The following is a 22481-nucleotide window of genomic DNA, read 5'->3' as shown; positions in this document are numbered from 1 at the left end:
AGCAGATTGGAGGTTTTGAAATGGGTTTTTGACAAAATTTAAAAGCTAAGCGCGAAGAAAAACGCAAAGATAAAATCAAAATAAAAGAAATTAAATCAAGTTTAAGTTTTTCAAAGGAAATTAAAAAGTTATCAAAAAAATACAAAGAGGCAGATGATGATTTTTTTGAAGAACTAGAAAATGTTTTAATTTCAACTGATATGGGAATGGCCATGGTCGTAAAAATTTCAAACGCAGTTCAAAAGAAAGTGAAGCGAAAATCAACTTTCCAGGAAATTAAAGAAATTTTAATTGAAGAATTATATGATAGCTATGCGGATTCGGGAAAATTTAAGACAGAATTAAACTTTGTTCCCAATCGATTAAATATCTTTATGATGGTTGGTGTAAATGGGACCGGTAAAACAACAAGTTTAGCAAAGCTGGCAAATTTTTATGCAAAACAGGGTTATAAAGTTTTGGTTGCCGCTGCTGATACTTTTAGAGCCGGTGCTGTTGAACAGCTTCAAGAATGAGTTGATACTAGACTTTCGGGTGTTGAATTAATTCGAGGAAAAAAAATGAATCAAGACCCAGCAAGCGTTGTTTTTGATGCTCTAGAAAAAGCCGAGACCGAAAACTATGATTTACTTTTAATTGATACAGCTGGAAGATTACAAAATAAAGAATATTTAATGCGAGAATTGGAAAAAATGCAAAGCATAATTTCAAGAAAAATTAAAAATGCTCCCCATGAACGATTGTTAGTAATTGACGCAACAACAGGTCAAAATGGTGTTTCCCAAGCTAAGTCATTTAGTGAGTCAACAAATGTAACGGGAATAATATTAACAAAAATGGATGGAACAAGTAAAGGTGGAATTGCCTTAGCAATAAAAGATCTTCTCAATATCCCGGTGAAGATGATTGGTATTGGGGAAAAACTAGATGATATCGAGCCCTTTGATATTGAGGACTACATTTACGATTTAGTTGCTGACTTTATGGAATCATCTGATGATTAATTTAGAAAAAAACAATCACACTATAGCTTTATTTGACATCTACAAGGGGCTATTAACAAGTAAACAAAGAAAATATTTTGAATTTTATTATTTTGAGGATTTTTCGCTACAAGAAATTGCTGATGAGCACCAAATTTCTCGAGCAGCAGTTTCAGATAGTTTACAAAAAACTATTAAACTATTGGCAAGTTTTGAAGATAAATTGAATCTATTAAAGCAACATTCAAATTTCCGAAAAATAGTAGAAGATTTTAAAAACTCTCCTCAATTAGAAATTCAAGAAATTTTGAGAAAAATAGAAGAGGTAATTGGCTAATGAAAATTTTAATGATTGGTGATATTTACGGTTCAAAAGGAAGAGAACTAGTTTCAAAATACTTACAAAGTTTTAAATCTGATAATAGCATTGATTTGGTAATTGCCAATGGAGAAAATGTTACACACGGAAAATCAATTTCAAAAAAACATTTTGAGGGTTTATTAAAAGATGGTGTTGATGTTGTAACTTCGGGAAATCATATTTTTAAACTTCCAGAAGTATTAAGTTATATTGAATCTAGTCCAAAATTATTAAAACCTTTAAATATAAACCCGTTTACTCCAGGTCACGGAACTATTTTATTGAAAATTAAAGATAAAACTGTTCGTGTCACCAATCTAATTGGTAGAAGTTTTATGGAACCAGCTGAGAACCCATATTTTGCTTTTGATAATTTGTTAAAGAATCACCCTCAAGCAAACATTCACCTTGTGGATTTCCATGCTGAGGCAAGTGCTGAAAAAATGGCTTTTGCATGAAATTATGATGGAGTTATTACAGCCCTAGTTGGTACACACACTCATGTTCAAACAGCAGATGAACAAATTTTACCAAAAGGAACCGGCTATATTACTGATTTGGGCATGACTGGTCCAGCAAATTCGATAATCGGAGTTGAGCCTGAAAATGTCATTTATAAAGAAAAAACAGGTTTACCAACAAAGTTTCATCCTGCGGGAGGTCCTGGACAATTTTGTGGAGTCATTATAACAATTAATGAAGTTACTGATAAAGTTGAAACTTTAAATAGAGTTTTTGTAAAGGAATAACTTGTTCTAATCTATTTAAACTAGATTATAGTATTATTTAAAAAAGGAGGCTTTAAAATGACGGGCAGTTGAGTAGTTATGTTGCTTTACGCAATAATTGGTTTTTTTGAAATGTTAATTCTGGCTGCCATAATTTTTAAAATTATTATTTTCAATACTTTAAGTAAAAGTTCAAACAAAATCCAAGCTCCAGAATTAGTTAAAAAAAAGTTTTTTATTACATCAGATCAATACAATTTAAAATGATTTGGTGAAATCAATCCTAACGGTCAAGAAATACTCCTGTGTTTACACGACTTAGGTTATTCTTCTAAGCAATTTGACAAACTCGAAGATTTTTTCTTGAAAAAATCTAAAACAATTTCAGTAATAAGTTATGATCAAAGAAATTATGGAAGAAATAATGCCACTCAAATTCGAAATTTAGGTCAACACTTACAAGATCTTAAAAGCATTGTTTCTTTAATTAAATCAAAGCATCCAGAGCAAAATATTTCGATTTTGGCTTCAGGGTTTGGGGCGTTACTAGCTCAGGAATTTTTTAATAATACAGATGTTGGTCAGATATTTTTGTTTTCTATTCCTTCAAAAATTTTTCAAACAATAGAAGGAAAAACTTTTTTTAAAGTATTTGGGGGAACCTTATTCTCCTCAAAAAAATTGGTTAAGCTTAATTATTCTGTTAACGATTTTACTACAGACACTATTGAAGCTAAAGCATTTGACCAAAATTTAACACAAGCGGGCTTTATTTCGGTTAGAGAAATTTATCAGTTTAAAATATTAAGAAATCGATTTTGAAAAAAAATTAGTAAAAATAATAAAAAAGTAGTTATTTGACAGTCTGATAATGACGTTTTGTCTGATTCAAAGTTTTTATCAAAAAAAGTTCAAATTTCCAAATTACCAATACAACAATTTAAAATAGTTAAGGCAAAAAAACATTTACTATTAAATGATATCAATTCTGAAGTTATTTTTAATGAGATCAAAGAGGTTTTAATAAATGAAGGACTATTTACATCAAAAGAGCGAATCAGTAGTATTTAAAAATACCAGTTCAGATAAAGTGTTTACAATGATTGGACTATTTTTATTTTCTGTTTCAATTATTTCGTTTACAATTTTTATTGCAGCAATCGCTAATTGATTGCTTTATTTTGATGATGATTTATTAAGGCACCGAAATTTTATATTTATAAAATTAACTGGGCCAGCAATGATATTATTTGGTTTTTGAGCAAGTCTGTGATTAATATTAGCTTTTTCTCCAACAGAAATGCTGAAAAAAAATCGAGATGCGTTAATAATTACAGCAATATTTTCAATTAATTTTTTCATAATTCCTCAGCTATTAAAAGTAAATAATTATGAAAACGAAAAGGAAACTTTTGCAAGTTTAATTATTACTGAAGAAATTTATAATAACAAAAATAAAAAAGTTTGGCATGGTTTCTTAATTATGAATGGTTGCATTTCGTTAATTTTTTTACCTTTTTTAATGCCATTGACAATCTACTTAATGGCAAATTCTCGCACCGTTTACTTAAGAGATTTTGACGCACGTTCGAGAGTCGCTATTGGTTTTATGTCACTATTTTGTTTAAACCCCATTTTTTCAATTGCCCAACTATATAATATTATGCACAATCCAATGTATAAAGTTTGACAAATTCAGTACAATAAGGCTACTTTGCCTCAAAAAAGAACCGGCCTAAACAGAGCTGTAAGTGTTATCTTGTGAATATTTTTTGGGGGAATGATAATTAGTTTATATTGGAATCTAATTGTGATTTATTCAAGATTTGCACTTTTAACCCCGGGGTTCTTGCCGTGAACAATTATTTGAATATGAGTATGAATGAACTTATCAACGATTTTTTCAATCGTCTATAAAAAGTATTATTTGGAAAATTTAATTCCAGTACCAATTGGCAACTGTATGTTTGATGCATTAACATTTAATATTCCGTATTTTTTTGCAAGCAGTATTTATATCTTTAAGGTAAATCTATATCGCCAAACGCCGGTTGAGGAGTTCAAATATAAAATCAACCGTTTTTCGGTATTTATAATTATGATAAATATTTTCCTGTTGTTTGCTTTTGTTGAAATTATTTTTATTTTATGAATTCTTGGATACTTAGAAAACAGTTCGGCAATGTTTAAAAGTTGAGGTTTGAAAATTACAGTTATTAGTATTTTTATTTTGTCTTTTTGTTGAATTTTTTTAAATATCAAAAAAACAATGAACTATTTAGAATACGCCATTTATTTAAAAATGAATTATATTATCGATGGAATATTTTTAAATGTTTTTGGTTTAATAATAAATCTTTATGCTTCTTTCTTGATAAGAAAAATGAAAAAAAAAGGAAACTTGGATTTAAAATTACTTGCAGTAAATTGCTAAATTGTTTAAAATCAAAAATAGTTTAAGGGGAAATTTATGAAAAAATTATTTACAAGCGAATCGGTTTCAGAAGGACATCCAGATAAGATTTGCGATCAGATTTCTGATGCAATTTTGGATGAGGTTTTAAAGCAGGATCCAAATTCAAAAGTTGCATGTGAGTGTTTTGCAACAACTAATTTTATTTTAATTGGTGGAGAAATATCGACTCGAGCAAAAGTTGACTATATTCAAGTTGCAAGAGACGTACTAAGACGCATTGGCTATAATAACTCAGAATGAGGTATTGGCGCTGACACATGTGAAATTATCAATAAAATTGAAGAGCAGTCAAGTGACATTGCAATGGGAATTGATCAGGCAAACGATATTATTGGAGCTGGAGACCAGGGGATTATGTTTGGATATGCAACAAATGAAGCACCAAACTTTATGCCTTTGGCAATCGCAATTGCCCACGACTTAGTTTACCTAGCAACAAAGTTAAGAAAAAATAAAATATTTATTGATGCTCGCCCAGATATGAAGTCTCAAGTAACAATTGATTACTCAGATATAAAAAAACCTAAAGTTGATACAATTTTAATGTCAATTCAACACAATTCAGATTTTGACGAAAAAAACTTTAAAAAATTTGTAAAAGAAAAAATAATGAACGAAATTGTTGTAAATAAATACCAATTAAATGATGACTTTAAAATCTTAATTAATCCAACTGGCCGCTTTGTAATTGGGGGGCCGCAAGGGGATACTGGATTAACAGGTCGTAAAATTATTGCTGACACTTATGGGGGCTATGCTCGCCACGGAGGAGGAGCATTTTCTGGAAAAGATGGAACAAAGGTTGATCGTAGTGCAGCCTATATGGCACGTTATGCTGCTAAAAATTTAGTTGCAGCAGGGCTGGCTGATAAATTGGAAATTCAATTAAGTTATGCAATTGGAATTCCAACCCCAGTCTCTATTTTTATTGAAACATTTGGAACAGAACATACAAATATTGAAAACATTTATGCTGCTTTGGAAAATAATTTTGACTTTTCGGTTGCACAAATAATTAAAAAACTAGATTTACGAAAACCAACATTCTTTAAAACCAGTAAGTATGGTCATTTTGGAATTCAAGATTGTTCTTGAGAAAATCTTGATAAAGTAGAAGTTTTAAGAAATTACTTAAAATAAGGAGAAAAATAATGATTTTAGAAGTTATTGCTAAGGATTTAGAAGATGTCAAAAGAATAAACAATTCGCAAGCTAACCGTATTGAACTGTGCGCTAATTTAGAGGTTGGGGGATTAACTCCAGATCGTGAATTAATTTTAGCGGTTACTCAGATTTCTAGGCTTCCAGTTAATGTAATTGTTAGACCTACAGCTAGAGACTTTGTCTATTCTGAAGCTGAATTTAATCAAATGCTAGATGATATTAGATTTATTAACAAAACTACTGCCAAAGGAATTGTAATCGGAGTTTTGACAAAAGATAACGAAATTGATTACAAGAGAATGTTAAAGATAATGGAAACTGTTAAAAATAAAACAGTAACTTTTCACAAAGCTTTTGACTTTTTAAATAATCCAGTTGAAGGAGCATTGTTTTTGGATTCAATAAATGTTAGCAATATTTTGACTGCTGGAGGCCTTGGAGATATTGTTGATAATCTTGAAGTAATTAATGATGTAAATCTCAATACCGTTTTAAAGGTTCTAGCTGGTGGTGGGGTTAACATTGAAAATGTTGGACAAATATTAAATGTTACAGATCAAATTCACATTGGAACCGCAGCTAGATCTCAAAATAATTGGGATAGTGAAATTGATATTAATAAAATAAATGCATTTAAACAGTCAAAGGCTCAGGTTTAAAATTGCAAGTTAATGTTGTTGGAGCCGGTTTGGCTGGTTGTGAAGCTGCTTTCCAATTAGCAGAACGCGGTTTCAAGGTTAGACTCTATGAAGTTAAAAAAATCCAAAAAAACGAAATTCAAAAAACAGATTTATTTGGCGAATTGGTATGCAGTAATACTTTTCGAAGTAATTCTCTAAAAAATGCAGTAGGGATTTTAAAGGCAGAATTAAAACTATTAAACTCTGTAGTTTTGAATGTTGCGTATGAAACCCAAATTCCAAGCGATGACGCACTAGCAGTTGATAGAAATAATTTTTCTCAAAAACTCACTGACATTATTTCAAAACATGAAAATATTGAAGTTATTGATTTAGATTTTTGTGAAATTGATGAAAATCCGACTATTATTGCTTCAGGTCCGCTAACAACCTTAAAATTACAAGAAGCGATTTCAAAAATTACTGGTAAAAATAAATTATTTTTTTTAGATGCTTCTGCACCAATTGTTACAAAAGAATCAATTAATTTCGACGAGGTTTTTTGAGCCTCTCGTCATAATCAAGGTAATGGTAACTACATATGTATTCCTTTGGATGAAGAAAAATTTAATGCTTGGCATGACGAATTAATCAAAGCAGAAGTTGTTGCGCTTCCAGAATTTGAAAAAGAAATATTTTTTAACGGATGTCAGCCAGTTGAAATTTTGGCAAAAAAAGGGAAACGAAATTTATTAAATGGTCCTTTAAGTGCAAATAAACTACTTGCACCCGGTCAAGAAAAACCTCCTTTTGCGGTTGTGCAATTGCGCCAAGATGATGCAATTGACTCTTTATATAATATCGTTGGCTTTCAAACAAATCTAAAATGACCAGAGCAGGAAAGAATTATTAAACTATTGCCTGGGTTGAAAGAGGCGCAAATAATTCGTTATGGAGTTTTGCATAAAAATAATTATATTAATTCTCCAAAAATTTTAAATCCGAGTCTACAAGTTATGCGAAAGAAAAGTTTGTTCTTTGCTGGTCAAATAACAGGGGTTGAGGGTTATTTAGAATCGGTTGCCTCTGGAATGGTTGCTGCCTTGGGAATGGTTGCCTTTTTAACAAAACAAAAATTCCAGCCGTTACCTCAAGAAACAGTTATTGGGGCACTTACCAATTATGTGACGAATTCAAAACATAAAAAACTCAAACCAATGAAAGCTAATTTAGCAATTTTACCTCCGATGGAACAGCAATTTTCTGATCGAAAGTTAAAAAATCAGGCTTTGTGTGATAGGGCTTTGGCATCAATGGAAGCTTATTTATTAAAATAAGCTCTCCTATTTTAATTATTTTTTAAATTGCTAGCGTTATTGTTAGCAATTATTTTATTTAAATAATATAAATCAAGCAATATTTGTCTAATTAATATTATTATCATATTTTGTAAAAAAATATTAAATGTAGTAAAATAAAATAAATGTTTAAAGAAGGGCTTTAAAATGAATAGAATTAAATTTAAAACAAATAGTAATCTCAAGGGAATAGTTGAAAAAGTTTATGTTTTTGATGGTGATATTGTTGAAAAAGGCCAAGTTATTGCGAAGATTTCTACTCAATTAGAAACTTTTGATATTATAGCCCATGTCAATGGTGTTATTAAAAATATAAATATCTTAGAGTCTCTCATTGTTAGTAACGGAGATATTATTTTTGATATTTTTTCGGAGCAAGAAGTTAAAAATATTCACGGAACAAGTAGTGTTGGTAGAACCTTAAAAGATGTAATCACAGAAAAACCCCGCTATAATGCTCCAAAATATGATAAAAGAGATCAAGAAATTTATGAAAACGCACAAACGATGACAATGGAAGTTTTGGATGGAGAAGAAAAAAGTTCAATATTGGTTGAGACAGTAAATATGAAAACTCGACCAATAAATATTTCAACAACACAACTCAAAGATATTAATTTAGAAGAACAGCTTTCAGAAATCAGTCAAGAATGAGAAGAAGAAAACGATACAAATACTTTGGAAATGAATCGCGTTCGCTTTGATGACTTAACAAGTGGCTTTGATGGTTTAACCCAAGAGTTAAAAAAACAAGCCAACCTTGAATCACAAATGGCTGATGATTCCACTCTGGCAACAGCACTTTTACATAATGAAGATGGCTTTAATCTTCCAGCTTCAAGTTTACTATCTGATTTAGATAAATCATCAACCCAAACAAATAATGATGACCTTTTTGAGCAAATTTTAGCATTCGAAGATCTAGATGATTTTGATGTTAAACCAACTGTAGAAACTTCAAAAGAACTATCTCAGTTCGAAGTTGACTTTAGTGAAAAGCCAATGGTTGAGGACCTTAACTCAAATAATATTAAAGAAATACCTCAAAAAACGACGGATTTTAGCGATCATTTAAATGATGATACAATGACTTTTAATCAATATCAAAACAGTGATGAAGATGAGAAACCTCAATTATCAGAAATAAATCAGGATAAAGTGGCCAAAAAAGAGCCAGAAAAGGATTTTTTACATCTATCTAGTCAAGACAAAGATGATTTGAAAGAATCCTCTCAAAACCCTAATTTCAACTTTAAAACTGAAATTGAGGAAATAAAAAAATCCCTTGCAAGTGATTTGAAAGAAACTCAAAGTGAAGTAATTGATGAGTCGCTGTTTATTAAAAATAAAGGAGATAGTTGGGAAAAAACAATTAAAGAGTTTAATTTTTTAACTAAAACAGCTAACCTTGATAATTCAAAGGGGTTAAATTCGCAATTTCTTAAAAAATCCACAAACACTAAATCTTTGGATAAAAAGGTAAATGAGCAAGTAACCCCAAGCATGACAATCGATGTAGAGATTGATTTAACATCACTAACTAACTTGTATGATTTAATGTCGCGAGCATTTTTAGAACAAGGTTTAGAACTTAGTTTGATGGCGTTTTTCATAAAGGCAATTTTAAAGGCACGTCAGAAGTTGTTAAACCATAAAATTATTCCAGGCTTGGAGGAACAAAATGCAATCCAGTATTCGCTATTTAGCGTTAAAGAAATGGTCGAGGCAGCAATTTTCCTTGATGCTGAAATAAATATAAACGAATTAACAAGACGGCTAACTGACCAAAGGCAAGAATTCCAATTCTCAGGAGATTTTCCAATTGCCCCAGAATCTCAAATCTCAATAACCGACTTCGGCTATCTGAAATTAACTAGAGGTCAAAAAAAATTAAGACCTGGAGAGTTTTTTAATTTTGGTGTTGGTCACATTTACCAAAAACCAGTTGCAGAGAATAACACAGTCTTTATTAAAAATATGGTTGTTGTCTCGATGACTTTTAATTGCGAGTTAGTTAACTTAATTCAAGCAAATAACTTTTTACAAGACTTTAGCAAATACATTATCAATCCTGGATTATTAATTTAGAAAAGGGGAATTAAGTTTTGAAAATAGTTGAAATTAAAAGTTCTGATAAAAATATTGTAGTTACCGCAAGGGTTGAAAAGATAGTTCTTTCTACGGGAAGTAATGGGATGAATTATTTAATTATTCATTTAGTTGATAAAACCGGAAGAGTTGAGGCACGATTATGAAATGCAACAATCGAAGATAAAGAGGCCTTTAAAGCAAATCAAATTGTAAGGATTGAAGCAATTGCAAATTTATATCGCAATCAAATTCAGTTGAAAATTAATCAATACAAAATCTATGCACCAGATGAGTGTGAGGCTGCAGGAATTAATTTGCAAGATTTTAATATGTCAGCTCCTATCAATATTGAAGAAAATTGAAACAACTTCTTAATGATTCTTGAAGAAGTTAAAAATCCAATTTATAAAAAAATTACTAAAGCCATTTTATTGGAGTTGAAAGAAGATTTTTTATCTTTTCCAGCAGCGATGACAATTCATCACAATGTTGTTGGGGGATTATTTTGACATAGTTACACTTTAGTGCGAAATGCAAAATCAATTAGAGGTAATTATGGCTACGCTAACATCGACTGAGACTTAGTTATTTGTGGATCAATTCTACACGATATTGGTAAAATTATTGAACTAACAGATATTAGCGGAACTGATTATAGTTTAGAGGGTAAACTTCTAGGACATATTTCAATCGGGAATACAATAGTGTACAATACCGCAAAAGAATTAGAATTATTATATAATTCTGATGGAACTCAAAATTCTGATGTCACGAAGTTGCAACATATGATTATTGCAAGTCATGGAAAAAATGAATATGGTTCTCCAATCGAACCAGTATTATTAGAGGCTGTTATCCTTTCAACATTTGATAACCTAGATGCGCGAATTTTTAAGATTAATGAAGAGTTAAATAAAGTTGGTCAAGATGACTGAAGTGCTCGAATTTCAAGTGAAGAGGGTAAAATGTTTTTAAATCACTTTGACCCACAAAAGAAATAGCTTTTAAACTAGCCAAAATAGGGCTTATTTAAACTAGAAAATATTAAAAAACCAAAAGCTTGCGCTTTTGGTTTTTTAATCGGTAATTAATTAAGATGTTAGTTGTTTGTGAATTTCATCAAGATCACTTAGATTTTGCTCGTTTTTATTAATTAAAAAACCTTCTTCTTTAATATATTTAGGAATTACATGTTCGTGGTAATGAAAAACCATTTGAAATGCTTCACTACCTTGGTTTGAAACGAAATTAAAGCCTTTAACTGGTTTTGCTAGTTTTGCTTTTAAGATATCGGCCACAATCTTTCTACCAACACTTACAGCCTTCAAAGTTTCTAAGTCCGTGCTTTGTAAATCCACAGAATGTTTTTTAGGAATCACAAGGCTGTGACCATCGCTGTTGGGGGTAATGTCTAAAAAGGCGAAAATATCCTTATCCTCGTAAATTTTACGACTAGGAATCTTTCCAACAATAATTTGACAAAATAAGCACTGTTCCATAGTTAAATCCTCTTCTCGTTTATTAAATTATAACAAAAAAACAACAACTATATAAGTTGTTGTTTTGAATTACTATTCTTCATCTTTAATGTATTTACTAATTTCATCTCATAAACTTGAGTATAAGATGTCATCAGCATCTAAGTAAAGTGAATATAGGGCTGTTTTTGATTCAGCTAGAACATCAGCATTTTGAGAAACAATGTATTGAAATTGATTAATCATATTGTTTTTCTCTTCTCGAGATAACTCATTAATATCTTTACTATGTTTTTTAATGTTTTGTTCTTGGTTTCAAATATCTTGATATTGGTTAGCGTTTGTAGCACTTGGACCCAAATTAACTTTGGCACCTTCTTCATCGTTAGCGTTTGTTTTAATTTCATAATCTTTTAATAGTTCAATTAAATAAACTGGTAAAACAAATACTAGCGAAATTTCATCACTCTTGGCCCCTTGGAAATAAAGGTGACCGTTTTCAGATAGCATTCCAGGCTCATTGGCTCCTAGAAGGGCTGTTTTATATTTAAATTCAGCATCTAAGTTATTTGTTCCATAAATTTCTCCGTCTTTAAAACTAATAAATCCTTTGAAACCTGATTGGTGTAAATAAGGGTCATCCCCATCTTCTGTAACATTTTCTAAAGTTGAAAAGGCGGCGATCAAATCCTTAATTGACTTGTCTGCTTTTAAGATTCCAGAGTTCACATCAATTAATTCTTTTACAGCAGAACTCTCAATTAAATCACTAAATTTTTTAAATTGATTATTTTTGAAAGATAACTCTCAAACCATTTTAACATTTGAGGTTCATGGTGTGGTTGAAGTATTTCAAGTTTGTGAATACTTACCAACTGAAGAGTATCGATTAAAATAGGCGGCTTTTTTTGATGATTCACTACTATTTCCGATTCTAAATGTTTCTGGGATTTGACGAGACATCGATAGTAAATTTTCAATAATTTTCTTTTGAATTTCGTTAACAAATCAGTCATTAAAGCGGTATTTTAAAGCGTCACGACCGCTTAAGTTATCATATCCAGCAATTACAGTACTTGCTCCTTGACTTAAATCAACTAGTTTAAATCCATCTGAACTCAACTGTTTAGCGGTTGGGATATTTTGTTCGTAATTACTTGTTGATAGTTCATTTCGAATATGTCACAATTTACCATCTGGTAATTGGACTCCAACACTGGCAAAAGTTTTAGCTTCACCATCAACCATTAGTGAGATTGCTTGGGAGTTTAGAGAATAACTTTGACGACGAATGCTGTAATCAAGAGCTTGAGTACTTGAGGTTCCTGAAATACTCTTAGTATAATCAGTATAAAGTTTATCAGCGGCAATTGAATCATTTAATAAGTTGAAATTGGCAAGTGACTCTTCAACTTCGTTTTTTTCTAGTCCTAAGCCTTCTAATAAATTGTTATTTGCTCGATGATAGTTATCTTGGGCAATCATTAAGTTAATAATTTGTAATAATGATTTAGAAATATCACCACTATTGAAAATATCACCAAAATCAATTGAAGCTGCACTTGCATCACCAAAAACAGAAGCCAATAAAGCACGTAATGTTTCTTCGTTTAATTTAGCTTCTGTGATACGTTTATTAGTATCACAGGCAACTACAGTTGCGGCTGTAGAGGCGGTTAAAGAAACCGATGCTAAAAGACCTAATAATTTTCTCATTATCATTTACCTCCCAAAAATACGGCGTAACTATTATTATTGTAATAAATGTTAAAATCTTGATTTTGCATTTTCTCATATCCAAGACCAGCAGTTAAAATTTTTGACTCCTCAGTAGCTGAAGTTGTCATATTTTCTGGTAGGCCAAATCGTTTTGAAGCAATAATATTATCAATATTATCACCAACTACGTGTTCTGGATAACCAGTTCCTGAAGCAACTGATGACTTAGTGGTTTTCTCTCAAGCTTTTTGGTTTTCAGCATGAGTTGTTAGCGGAGTTCCTGCAGCAGTTGATTTTGCCGAACCAATATGACTAATAAATCAATCTTGCATTTTTAAAGCAATATCATTAACGCTATTCTCGCTTTTGGCATCACCAAATGTCAAGAATTTTCCTAAAAAGACCTCATTATATTTTTCTGGGTTACTTGTTTCAGGTGCTTGCATCATGTATTCAAAGTACTCCAAAATTGCAGTCCATCAAACATAAGTTCCTTCACCCGCAGATGGTTCTTCAATTTTAACGTAATTTTTTATTTGACTCATTAAATCAAATTGTGTTTTGGATCCTGTCAGTCCTTTTGTCAATGAACTATTTAATAAAAATTTTAAGTATTCGTTTTTAATATTACTATTTAAATTTTTATATGTTTGACTTGTGGTGTCTCGCATTGCAGCGATTCTCTCACTATCATTTTTATTATTTCAAAAATCATCAAAAGCTGCTAATTCTTTATCGTTGGTTCCAGGAGCACCAGTACCATCTTTTGAGTTTCAAGTAGCTTCTTTTAAGAAATTGTAACCTTCGATTCTTACGAAGTGTAAACCATCAGTTTCAGCAAAAGCGATAATTCCGTCGTCTAAAACTGTGTAAACCTTATCTGCGGCATTACGATTAATTTTAGCAACTAAATCAGCTCCGTTGGTTGCTGCACTAGGAGATTTATTAGTGCTTAAATACTCATAAACAGCAGTTCTTAAAGTATTTGAGAAAACCTCTGTTGAAGCATCAAGAGTTAATAGGGTATCATATCTTTTAGCGGTTCCACTTGGAATAGTGGCATCTAGGGCATCATCTCAAAATGCAATACTTGCATTGGTTTTACCCTCTAAAAATTGATTAATATTTTTCCCTAATTCTGAAGTTTTATCAGTTGCAACTCCAAAGTCATCTGCAGTTATTCCATCTTCAAATTTTTGGTTAGTGTCAAATGGGAAGGTAATCTCACTTAAAGCAACGGGTTTTTGATAATTAAAGTATTTATCGATAAAAAAGCGTTGTGAGTTTGAAATCATTCCACGAGCTGTTGTGTTTCTTGCATAAGCACTCGCATCAGTGGGAGCATTATTTAAAATAAGTTTGGTATCAATCTCTTCTAAATCAAAGTGGCTTGTAAATGCGCTTTCTGAAACATCTTCAATTTTTTGAGCAAAGGCGTCACCAGCTTGACCGCTTGCGTTTCATAGAAGCAACACTTTTGAAGCTTTTGACTCATCTTTATAGTAGTCGCTAACAGTTTTACCTTTGGCAACATAAGTTCTTAAATCCAACATTTCTTGATTAATAATATCAAGACGATTTTTAAAAGTATAAGTTAGCTGATTACTGTTTAAAAGCATATCAATTAATTCCGATGTAGTATTTTTGCTTCCACCAATTATAATGCTTTGGAAGTATTTAGCATCTAATTCATCACGGTCAGTAATTCCTTTGAATTTAGCTTCTAACATCTCATATCATTTAGCAGTAGCTTTTTTACCATAATCTTCTTTATATTTTTTGCGTTCTTCGCTGATTTGGCGTTCAGCTTCTTCTTTAATAATTACATAACGATCACTTAAAGCTTTGACCATATTATCATTTTGATACTCGGTTTTCCCTTCAACTGAATTTTGAAACTCCTCAGCATTAACAAAAAATGAGGTATTTAGAATTTTTAAAATATCTAAAATAAATTTATTTCTGTTTGTTGGACCTGACTCATTAATCATTTCCATTAAAACGTGACTTGAGTCAATTGCAACTTTTTTCCCATTTATTGTTAAATAAGCCAAGATTGAGTTACCGTTTTGTTCTCTTTCGTATTTTCCCGTACAAGCAACCACTGTCCCCGCAGCTCCAGAAATTAGTGCAGCTGATGCAAGTATACTCATTAGTTTCTTCATTTAAAACTCCTTCTTTCTTTAAAAATAATTATACAACTTTAATTATAAATTAAAATTTGCTTATAATATGCTTTTTTACTAAAAAAAAGATAAAAAATTCTAAAAATAATACATAATAATTAGATAGATATCTTAAAAAAGTAGAAGCGGGGAATTATAAAAATGAAGCATAAATTAGAAATTAAAAACCTACATGTAGCAATTGATTCAAAAACAATTTTAAAAGGAATCAATTTAGTGGTTGAAACCGGTGAAATTCATGCCTTAATGGGACCAAATGGTAACGGGAAATCGACATTATTGATGGCAATAATGGGACATCCAAAATATGAAATTACTAAAGGAGATATTCTCTTAGACGGAAAATCAATTTTGGACCTTCCAGTGGATGAACGTAGTCGCGAAGGATTGTTTTTGGCATTACAAAATCCTCAAACTATTCAAGGGGTTAGCAATTTAGAATTTTTAAAGTACATTGTGAACGCTCATTCCCAAGAGAAACAAAAACTGCCAAAAATATTTGCAGACATAAAAAGCGCAGCAAAAGATTTGAACTTTGATGTAAGCATGCTAAAGCGTTCAGTAAATGATGGCTTTTCTGGGGGAGAAAAGAAAAAAAACGAAATTTTACAGATGAAGCTATTAAACCCAAAGTTTACTTTAATTGATGAAATTGACTCTGGACTTGATGTGGATGCCCTAGAAATTGTCTCGCAAAACTTGAATTCTGAAACCAAGGCGGCAATTGGAATGGTAATTGTCTCGCACTATGATAGGTTTTTTAACAAAATTCAGCCAACTCACGCCCATGTTATTATTGATGGTAAAATTGTGATTTCGGGAGGTAGTGATATTATAGATAAAATTAATAAAGAGGGATACTCATGAGCCAAAAGTTAAACCCAGTTTTTAAAAAAAATTCGTTACCAAATCATTTTGATTTAAGAGTGCAAGACCAAAGCCTAATCGAATATTCTCAATCCCAAACAAGTTTTATTAATTTAAATTCTCAACATCAAAATCTCAAAATAAATGTTAAACGTGATACAAAATTAGAATTAGTTATTATTGTTGATAACTCAGGTAGTTATGAAAATGAGGCTAAAATTATTTGCCAAATTAATTTAGAAGAAAATGCCCATTTAAATTTAAAATATGCTGATTTAAGTAACCAAAATATTGAATTTGAGGCTTTAATTAATTTAAAAGAGCCAAATAGTTCACTTAATTTTTATAGTGCGGTGATTGCTGCTCAAAAGTTTGAGAAGAAAATTTTTATTAATCCGGTTCATCTTGCTCGTAATACTACAAGTGATATTGTAAGCTACACAATAATTAAAGATTATGCCCTAGGATTGGTGAAGTGTGCAAGTGATATTCGTAAAGGTTCAACAAACTCTGAAGCCCATCAAGAACTGCGACTACTAATTCTTGATTCAACCGCAAAAGCTCATTCCGACCCAATTTTATTAATTGATGAAAATGATATTGTTGCAAGTCATGCTAATGCCATTGGAATGCTAGATCAAGAGCAAATATTTTATTTAAACTCGCGTGGTCTAAGTAAAATTGAAGCCCAAGAACTTTTAATTTTAGGTTATTTTGACCCAATTTTAGAGACAATTAAAATCCACAATCCTGAATATGCGCAGATTATTCTTGAAGGCTTAAAGGAGAAAATCAACTAATGGAACCTTATGCTAAATTATTCCCATACTTGCAAAACCAAGAGGACATTATTTATTTTGATAATGCCGCAACCAGTCTAAAACCAGAAGTTGTTATTAATGCAGAAGCTAACTACAATAGGTTTTTTGCAGCAAACCCCCATACCCAAGACTACAAGCAAGCATTTGAGGCAACTCAAATGATTACTCAGCTACGAGAACGACTTTCAGAGTTTTTAAATGCTCCAAAAAATAGTTCCTTTATTTTAACTTCTGGAGCCACTCACAGTTTAAATCAAGTGGCATTTGGACTACAAAGTTTTATTAACCCTGGTGATGAAATTTTAACAACAAGTTTAGAACACTCAGCAGCATTATTACCATTTATTGAAGTTGCCAATCGACAAAAAGCAAAAATCAAACTATTAACTGAAAATGACCATGGTAAAATTGTCATTAAAGAATTATTAACCAAAATTACTGACAGAACTAAAATTATTGTTTATGCCAGCTCAACAAATGTAATTGGAGCCTTAAATGATGTCGCACTTATTAATAAAGCAATTCGCAAGGTTAATAAAGAAATCATAATTGTTGTTGATGCTGCTCAGTCAATTGGTCATCATAAAACGGATTTGAGTGATTGGGATGCGGACTTTATCGCCTTTTCTGGTCATAAAATTTTTGCGCCATTTGGAACAGGAATACTTTGAGGTAAAAAACCACAGTTGGAAAAATTAACACCACTATTTTTTGGTGGAGCAATGAGTGATTCAGTGGATTTAGAAGGAATTGGTTTTAAAATGAAACCTCTACCCGAACGCCTTGAAGGGGGAACTCCTAACATCTCAGCAATTTATGGCTTTCTTAAAGCAATTGAGTTTGTTCAAAGTATTGGAATTGCCAATATTGCAAAATATGAAAAAAAACTAAAAAATTATGCGATTATAAAGGCAAAAAATATTCCAAGTGATTTAGCAACTTTTTACAATTTGGAAAATGATGGACCAATATTAACATTCAATATTCGCAATTATAACCCTCAAGACATTGCAACATTTTTGTGAGTAAAGTATAAAATTCAAGTTCGATCAGGAAGTCATTGTGCTCGGATTGTGCAAAATCAAAATATAGCTCCCACAAGTGTAAGAGCAAGTTTTGCATTTTTTAATACGACAGCAGAAATTGACAAGTTATTTGAGGCGATTTTAAATAGTGATAATTTTCTTGAAGCCATAGTTTAGAGAGGGAGGTTCTTATGTACGATAAAAATGATAAAATTATGATGCGTCAAATCATAATGCAACACTTTCTTGAACCCGACCATAAGGGATTGGTAAATGATTTAGCAGCTATTCAAGAATTACAAAGTAGTTCAACTTGTAGTGATGAAATAACTTTAGAAGTGCTTTTTGATAAAAATATAATTTCTTTTGTAAAATGGTCTGGAACAAGTTGTGCAATTTCTTCAGCGTCAACTGATATCTTAGCAGAACAGTTACATAATCAAACCTTAGATAAGGGACTTGAAATATTAACCAATTACTATAATTTAATTAGCAACCAATCCTATAGCGAGGAAAGCCTTGAAGAATTGATAGCTTTTGTCAATGTTGGCAAACAAGGAAATCGAGTTGCCTGTGCTTTGCTGGGAGCAAATGGTTTAAAAAATTTAATTAGCAAACAGAAGGAGTTAAATCATGAAACCTTTAAAACAAACTAAAACAATTCAAGAAATTAGCAAGTATAAGTACGGATTTAACGAAGGTGAAGTTTCAGTTTATAAAACTGCAATGGGAATTAATGAAAAAATTATTGAGCAAATTTCAAAACATAAAAATGAACCTAAGTGAATGTTGGACTATCGTCTCGATAGCTTCAAAAAATTTCAAGCAATGGGGCAACCAAGTTTTGGGCCAGATTTAAATTTCATTAATTTTCAAGATTATTGCTATTTTAGTCAAGGAACAAATGCATCAGCTTCAAATTGAGATGAAATCCCAGACTCAATTAAAAATACTTTTGACCGTCTTGGAATTCCTCAAGCTGAAAAAGATTTTTTAATTGGTATTAATGCCCAGTGAGATGCTACCCCGGTTTATACAAAAATGCTTAAAGAAGTTGAGGACCAGGGGGTAATATTTTCAGATTGCGACACCGCTCTACGAGAACATCCAGAACTTTTTAAAAAATACTTTGGAACACTAATTGCAAACGATGACAACAAGTATGCAGCACTAAATGGAGCTGTTTGGTCGGCGGGAACATTTATTTATATCCCCAAAGGTGTTAAATTAGAAAAACCATTGCAAGCCTATTTTAGAATAAACTATCAAGCGGCTGGACAATTCGAACGAACTCTAATAATAGTTGATGATGATGCAAGTCTTCATTATATTGAAGGTTGTACAGCTCCGATTTACTCAAAAAATAATCTTCATGCAGCAACGGTTGAACTTTTTGTTGGTAAACGCAGTAATTTACGTTACACAACTGTTCAAAATTGAAGTGATAATGTCTTAAATTTAGTGACAAAAAGAAGTCTAGTTGAAGAAGATGGAAGAATGGAATGAGTTGATGGTAACATTGGTTCAAAGATAAATATGAAGTACCCTTCGTGTATTTTAAAGGGTGACCGAGCTCAAGGAGATACAATTTCAATTGCGGTTGCTAAAAATGGAGTTTACCAAGATGCTGGTGGGAAAATGATTCATTTCGGAAAGGAAACTAAATCCAAAATTATTTCTAAATCAATCACTTTTCAAGGTGGTACTGCTAACTATCGTGGTTTAGTCTATATTGGTCCTAATGCAACAGATTCAAAAGCTAGAGTAGAGTGCGACACGCTTATTTTAGATAATCAATCGCATTCTGACACAATTCCTAAAAATAAGGTTGAAAATAACCGTAGTCAAATTGAACATGAAGCCACAGTATCAAAAGTTAGCGAGGAACAACTATTTTATTTGATGAGTCGGGGCTTGACTGAACTTGAGGCTCTAGAAATTATTGTAATGGGCTTTATTGAACCGTTTACAAAGGAGTTGCCTCTAGAATATGCTGTGGAATTAAATCAGTTAATTAGAATGGACATGGAAGGTTCGGTAGGGTAAATTGTTAAAAAAACAACTTCGTCTTCAATTTCAACAGCTTTCAAGCAGCAAAACAACCGCTGAAATTGAAAAAGAATCCGAGGTAATTGCTAAAGAAGCAATCACCTTAATTAAAAATTCTAATTTTAAAGTAATTGGAATTTACATTTCCAATCCAAGAGAAGTTGGTACAACCGCGATAATTAACTATTGTTTCCAACAAAATATTTTAGTGGCTTGTCCGCGAATTAATGAAGATTTTACAATGACTTTTTACCAAATTCTAAACTTGGAAAACGAAATTGAAAAACATCACAAATTTAGTGTTAATCAACCTAAAAAAATTACCGAAGTACCTTTATCTACAATAGAGGTATTTTTCGTTCCTTTGGTTGCATTTGATAATCTAAATAACCGATTAGGTCGAGGCAAGGGCTATTATGATCGCCTATTGTCAAGTATTTCTGATAAAGTGTTAAAAGTTGGCCTGGGTTTTTCTTGGCAACAATCAAAAAACCAACTGCCTATTTCTGTTAATGATGTAAGGCTTGACCAAATAATTATTCCAAAGCTTACATAACAATATCAATTCCATCAACGTCATGTGGAAATTCTTCTAACATTATCATTTCAATACCCTCGCGGAAAGTAACATCAACTAAACCACAACCAATGCAATTTCCCATTAGTCGAAGATAAACTGTACGGTCTTTATATGCGACAAATTCCATATCTCCACCATCTTGTTGAACAAAAAACTTTAGTTCATTAATTTTATCTTCAATTTTCTTTGAAATTTCACTCATTTTTTTTCCTCTAAATTGTTAATCTAATTATAAATTAATTTACATAAAAGTAGAGTTTTTTCGGAAATTCGGTTTATAATAAAAATGGAGGAAATTAAAATGTTAAACAAAGGACAGATTATTAATGCTAAAGTTACTAGTATTGTAAATTATGGTGTATTCTCAGAAGTTTATACTGAAGATGGAGAGTTAATTGCAAAAGGATTAATCCACATCAGTGAGTTATCAGACTTTTTTGTAAGAGATATAAATAGTTTCTTTGCAATTGGTGATGTAATTGAAGTTCAAGTACTTGAATTTGATGCACCCAAAAAGCAAGTTAAATTAAGTTATAAAGCTTTACACCCTGAATTATTAAAAGGTTCAGAAAATAAAATCCAAGAAACTGGCGACGGTTTTTCAAGACTAGAAGATAGTATTGATGATTCAATCAACAACAACTAAAATAACTATAAATTTGGAGAAATAAAATGATTAAAGTCGATTTAAAACATGCAAAATTAGAAAACCTGAAAAATTTAATTGATGAGAAGTTGGTCAAAAAAATAAATGATCAGATTGTTGAAAAAACAGGGTCTGGATCAGAATTTCTGGGCTGACTAGATTGGCCAGAAAAATTTGACCAAGTCGAGTATGAGGAAATGAAAAAAGTTGCTCATACTTTAAGTAAAAAAATTGAGATACTCGTGGTTGTTGGAATCGGGGGAAGTTATTTAGGTTCCAGAGCAGCGGATGAGATGATTCGAGGATTATACCCAAAAGATGGGTGTAAGTTAGTTTATGTGGGAAATACTATTTCTTCAACATACACAAAACAGGTTCTTGAATATTTAGAAAATAAGAATTTTGGAATTGTTAACATTTCCAAATCGGGGACAACAACTGAACCGGGAATCGCATTTCGTGTTTTTGAAAACTTACTTATCAAAAAAGTTGGTGCTAAAGCCGCATCAGAACTAATTGTTGCAATTACAGATAAAAGCAAAGGAGCTTTAAAAACTATGGCAGATGCCAAGTCTTATAAAACCTTTGTTATTCCAGATGATATCGGTGGAAGATTTAGTGTATTAACTCCTGTTGGTATTTTTCCACTACTTGTTGCTGGAGTCAACACTGACGAAATTTTAGCAGGTGCCAAATCAGCCATGAAAGAAATTTCAGGAGATTCACTTGCAAATAATTCAGCTTATCAGTATGCTGTGGCACGCTATGTTTTAAATACAAAAATGGGTTATAAGGTGGAGACACTTGTATCTTACGAATTACAAATGCAAATGTTTACAGAGTGATGAAAACAATTATTTGGAGAATCAGAGGGTAAAGACAACAAAGGTCTATTGCCAACAAGTGTTGTTTTCTCAACTGATTTACATTCGCTAGGCCAATTTATTCAAGACGGTACAAAAGGGCTTCTGTTTGAAACAGTTTTAAAAATTAAAAATCCTCTTCTAAATTTAGAGATTCCAAAAGATGAAATTAATCTTGATGAACTAAATTACCTTTATTCGAAATCATTTCATGAGGTAAATTTAACTGCTCTTGAAGGAGTTATTGATGCTCATGCAAATGATGGAGGAATTCCAAATATCATTTTAGAGATAGAAGAAATGAGTGCAAAAGCATTTGGTTATATTTCTTATTGATTTATGAAAGCTTGTGCGATGAGCGCTTACCTATTGGATGTAAATCCCTTCAACCAACCAGGTGTTGAGATTTACAAAAAAAATATGTTCAAACTTTTGGGTAAGAAATAACTAGATCTTTAATGATTAT

The 22481-nt window shown here is 31.5% G+C and carries 22 protein-coding genes; 18 read left to right on the top strand and 4 right to left on the bottom strand.

Annotated elements, in window-relative coordinates:
• The first annotated feature begins 20 nt into the window (after positions 1-20).
• From ftsY to SSABA_RS03335, 10 genes are all read left to right on the top strand, one after another.
• Positions 21-1004, top strand: coding sequence for a signal recognition particle-docking protein FtsY (gene ftsY, locus SSABA_RS03380; RefSeq protein ID WP_025251187.1), 984 nt, complete (start codon positions 21-23; stop codon positions 1002-1004).
• Positions 997-1320, top strand: coding sequence for a YlxM family DNA-binding protein (ylxM, locus tag SSABA_RS03375; protein WP_025251186.1), 324 nt, complete (start codon positions 997-999; stop codon positions 1318-1320). The genes ftsY and ylxM overlap by 8 nt, the downstream gene beginning before the upstream one ends.
• Entirely contained in the window at positions 1320-2093 is a 774-nt protein-coding gene (locus SSABA_RS03370) for a TIGR00282 family metallophosphoesterase (RefSeq protein WP_025251185.1), read from the top strand. The genes ylxM and SSABA_RS03370 overlap by 1 nt, the downstream gene beginning before the upstream one ends.
• A gap of 57 nt (positions 2094-2150) precedes the next feature.
• A complete protein-coding gene (locus tag SSABA_RS03365; protein ID WP_025251184.1) occupies positions 2151-3143 on the top strand; it encodes a serine aminopeptidase domain-containing protein in 993 nt (330 codons plus the stop codon).
• Positions 3100-4506 (top strand): hypothetical protein, encoded by a 1407-nt coding sequence (locus SSABA_RS03360; RefSeq protein WP_025251183.1) that lies wholly within the window; start codon positions 3100-3102, stop codon positions 4504-4506. The genes SSABA_RS03365 and SSABA_RS03360 overlap by 44 nt, the downstream gene beginning before the upstream one ends.
• Positions 4507-4542: 36 nt before the next feature.
• On the top strand, positions 4543-5688 hold the full coding sequence (gene metK, locus SSABA_RS03355; RefSeq protein ID WP_025251182.1) for a methionine adenosyltransferase: 1146 nt from the start codon (positions 4543-4545) through the stop codon (positions 5686-5688).
• Positions 5689-5699: 11 nt separating this feature from the next.
• Positions 5700-6371 carry a copper homeostasis protein CutC gene (locus SSABA_RS03350; protein WP_038673668.1) on the top strand — a complete coding sequence of 224 codons (672 nt, stop codon included), beginning with the start codon at positions 5700-5702 and terminating at the stop codon, positions 6369-6371.
• Positions 6368-7669: a methylenetetrahydrofolate--tRNA-(uracil(54)-C(5))-methyltransferase (FADH(2)-oxidizing) TrmFO gene (trmFO, locus tag SSABA_RS03345; protein WP_025251180.1), complete on the top strand. Its 1302-nt coding sequence runs from the start codon at positions 6368-6370 to the stop codon at positions 7667-7669. The genes SSABA_RS03350 and trmFO overlap by 4 nt, the downstream gene beginning before the upstream one ends.
• Before the next feature lie 168 nt (positions 7670-7837).
• Positions 7838-9778, top strand: a complete 1941-nt coding sequence (locus tag SSABA_RS03340; RefSeq protein WP_025251179.1) for a 2-oxo acid dehydrogenase subunit E2 — start codon at positions 7838-7840, stop codon at positions 9776-9778.
• A 17-nt stretch (positions 9779-9795) separates the two neighbouring features.
• The gene (locus SSABA_RS03335) at positions 9796-10782 is read left to right on the top strand and encodes a 3'-5' exoribonuclease YhaM family protein (RefSeq protein ID WP_025251178.1); all 987 of its coding nucleotides are present in this window, start codon (positions 9796-9798) and stop codon (positions 10780-10782) included.
• Positions 10783-10872: 90 nt separating this feature from the next.
• Here the strand turns inward: SSABA_RS03335 and SSABA_RS03330 are convergent, their stop codons facing one another.
• From SSABA_RS03330 to SSABA_RS03320, 3 genes are all read right to left on the bottom strand, one after another.
• Positions 10873-11280, bottom strand: a complete 408-nt coding sequence (locus SSABA_RS03330) for an HIT family protein (protein ID WP_025251177.1) — start codon at positions 11278-11280, stop codon at positions 10873-10875.
• A gap of 72 nt (positions 11281-11352) precedes the next feature.
• Positions 11353-12975, bottom strand: a complete 1623-nt coding sequence (locus SSABA_RS03325) for a lipoprotein (RefSeq protein WP_025251176.1) — start codon at positions 12973-12975, stop codon at positions 11353-11355.
• The gene (locus SSABA_RS03320; RefSeq protein ID WP_025251175.1) at positions 12975-15143 is read right to left on the bottom strand and encodes a hypothetical protein; all 2169 of its coding nucleotides are present in this window, start codon (positions 15141-15143) and stop codon (positions 12975-12977) included. Before SSABA_RS03320 ends, SSABA_RS03325 begins: the two co-directional genes overlap by 1 nt.
• Positions 15144-15305: 162 nt before the next feature.
• On the opposite strand from SSABA_RS03320, the gene sufC reads away from it, so the two are divergent.
• The 6 genes from sufC to SSABA_RS05005 are packed head-to-tail and all read left to right on the top strand — an operon-like array spanning position 15306 to position 20482.
• Positions 15306-16043: a Fe-S cluster assembly ATPase SufC gene (gene sufC / locus SSABA_RS03315; RefSeq protein ID WP_025251174.1), complete on the top strand. Its 738-nt coding sequence runs from the start codon at positions 15306-15308 to the stop codon at positions 16041-16043.
• Complete coding sequence (locus SSABA_RS05010) at positions 16028-16831, top strand: SufB/SufD family protein (RefSeq protein ID WP_025251173.1); 804 nt, start codon at positions 16028-16030, stop codon at positions 16829-16831. The genes sufC and SSABA_RS05010 overlap by 16 nt, the downstream gene beginning before the upstream one ends.
• A complete protein-coding gene (locus SSABA_RS03305; protein ID WP_025251172.1) occupies positions 16831-18054 on the top strand; it encodes an aminotransferase class V-fold PLP-dependent enzyme in 1224 nt (407 codons plus the stop codon). Before SSABA_RS05010 ends, SSABA_RS03305 begins: the two co-directional genes overlap by 1 nt.
• A 14-nt stretch (positions 18055-18068) precedes the next feature.
• Positions 18069-18533 carry an iron-sulfur cluster assembly scaffold protein gene (locus tag SSABA_RS03300; protein WP_025251171.1) on the top strand — a complete coding sequence of 155 codons (465 nt, stop codon included), beginning with the start codon at positions 18069-18071 and terminating at the stop codon, positions 18531-18533.
• Positions 18511-19923 carry a Fe-S cluster assembly protein SufB gene (gene sufB, locus SSABA_RS03295; RefSeq protein ID WP_025251170.1) on the top strand — a complete coding sequence of 471 codons (1413 nt, stop codon included), beginning with the start codon at positions 18511-18513 and terminating at the stop codon, positions 19921-19923. The genes SSABA_RS03300 and sufB overlap by 23 nt, the downstream gene beginning before the upstream one ends.
• Position 19924: 1 nt before the next feature.
• The gene (locus tag SSABA_RS05005) at positions 19925-20482 is read left to right on the top strand and encodes a 5-formyltetrahydrofolate cyclo-ligase (protein ID WP_025251169.1); all 558 of its coding nucleotides are present in this window, start codon (positions 19925-19927) and stop codon (positions 20480-20482) included.
• Here the strand turns inward: SSABA_RS05005 and SSABA_RS03285 are convergent.
• Positions 20475-20708 (bottom strand): NifU family protein, encoded by a 234-nt coding sequence (locus tag SSABA_RS03285; protein ID WP_025251168.1) that lies wholly within the window; start codon positions 20706-20708, stop codon positions 20475-20477. The genes SSABA_RS05005 and SSABA_RS03285 overlap by 8 nt on opposite strands.
• Before the next feature lie 99 nt (positions 20709-20807).
• Between SSABA_RS03285 and SSABA_RS03280 the strand changes: the two genes are divergently transcribed.
• Together SSABA_RS03280 and SSABA_RS03275 are read left to right on the top strand one after the other, a co-directional pair.
• Entirely contained in the window at positions 20808-21152 is a 345-nt protein-coding gene (locus SSABA_RS03280; protein ID WP_025251167.1) for a S1 RNA-binding domain-containing protein, read from the top strand.
• Positions 21153-21178: 26 nt separating this feature from the next.
• Positions 21179-22462, top strand: coding sequence for a glucose-6-phosphate isomerase (locus SSABA_RS03275; RefSeq protein ID WP_025251166.1), 1284 nt, complete (start codon positions 21179-21181; stop codon positions 22460-22462).
• Positions 22463-22481 lie beyond the last annotated feature (19 nt).

It is taken from the genome of Spiroplasma sabaudiense Ar-1343 (assembly GCF_000565215.1).
GTDB lineage: Bacteria > Bacillota_I > Bacilli_A > Mycoplasmatales > Mycoplasmataceae > Spiroplasma_B > Spiroplasma_B sabaudiense.
This window is presented reverse-complemented; position numbering and strand designations above follow the sequence as displayed.